The sequence below is a fragment of the uncultured Streptococcus sp. genome (genome assembly GCF_901875575.1).
Classification (GTDB): Bacteria; Bacillota; Bacilli; order Lactobacillales; family Streptococcaceae; genus Streptococcus.
In genome coordinates, this window is the sequence record NZ_CABFMF010000042.1 from 1 (window position 1) to 1,009 (window position 1,009).

The following is a 1,009-nucleotide window of genomic DNA, read 5'->3' on the forward strand; positions in this document are numbered from 1 at the left end:
TTATGATTAAGAATTTTTAGAGCATCTTCGTTTGTTAGTTTTATATCACGTGTTAAACTGATTGTAGCCATTTGTTCTACCTCCTGTTTCTACTTAAATTCATTATAGCTTATTTTGAACAAAAGTTCAATCTGAAGATAGTGTATGTTTTTTATAGTGTATAAATCCAAAATAAGTTTTTCTCTTGCGTTTGTAGCTCATATTCGTTAGAATAATGGTGTAGATGAGTGGTCGGCTCATGGTCAATCTGATAGTAATCTTGGACATAAGGGCCAAGCGGTGGCGGACACCAGAACGAAATCCGATAGCAATCTTGGACGTAAGGGCCAAGCGGTGGCAGACACCAGAATAAACCGACTGACTGGGTGGCTTACAGGTTCTGTAAGTCATCTATTTTTTTTATTGTTACAATAGTTCATTTGAAAAAAATTTTTTTAATTTACTTAAAATTAATTGACATATAATAATTAAAATGTTATTATTATTTTATAAAGAAATCGGTTTCAAAAAAGAGAGAGGAGGATTTATTTTGTCGTGTTGTCACTCAGGGTGTGCTTTTTTTGAAAGGAAAAATAAAATGAAAACGAAAAAACACAGATTACTTGCTCTAGCTCTTATTTCAAGCTTTACATTATTGGGAGCTGCATCAGCCGCTGTACAATATCCAGATGGAGGAGTATGGACATATGGAGAAGGTTCAGGAGGTGGTTGGGCTTTTTCAAATTACTATCATGGTCAAAAATATCATTATTCTTCTCTTGTAAGTAAATGGGATAGCCATTCAGATAAAGGAGAAGCACCTGCAGGGGAAACTTCAGAGGCTTGGATTTGGACTAAATTTGGGGAACAAGTAGCATTTTACTATGACTATGACTAATATTTAGTTTTCTTAGATAATTCCCTTTGTAAGAAATTACAAGGGGAATTTTGTTTACAAGGAGTCTACTATGAAGAAACTATTCATATTATTATCAACTTTTTTTCTCAGCTTCTTCCTTGCTTGGATTAT

2 protein-coding genes are annotated in these 1,009 nt (G+C 33.7%); one reads left to right on the forward strand and one right to left on the reverse strand.

Annotated features, from left to right (window positions below):
• Nucleotides 1-126: 126 nt before the first annotated feature.
• Nucleotides 127-390 carry a hypothetical protein gene (locus tag QZ114_RS07675; RefSeq protein WP_261010940.1) on the reverse strand — a complete coding sequence of 88 codons (264 nt, stop codon included), beginning with the start codon at nucleotides 388-390 and terminating at the stop codon, nucleotides 127-129.
• A gap of 187 nt (nucleotides 391-577) precedes the next feature.
• Here QZ114_RS07675 and QZ114_RS07680 point away from each other — a divergent pair, with 187 nt between their 5' ends.
• Complete coding sequence (locus QZ114_RS07680; RefSeq protein WP_261030699.1) at nucleotides 578-877, forward strand: lactococcin 972 family bacteriocin; 300 nt, start codon at nucleotides 578-580, stop codon at nucleotides 875-877.
• The last annotated feature ends 132 nt before the right edge of the window (nucleotides 878-1,009 follow it).

Excerpts from the sequence above, each read along its gene's own strand:
- QZ114_RS07675 (WP_261010940.1), bottom strand. The coding sequence starts at position 390 with ATGACTTACAGAACCTGTAAGCCACCCAGTCAGTCGGTTTATTCTGGT.
- QZ114_RS07680 (WP_261030699.1), top strand. The coding sequence starts at position 578 with ATGAAAACGAAAAAACACAGATTACTTGCTCTAGCTCTTATTTCAAGC.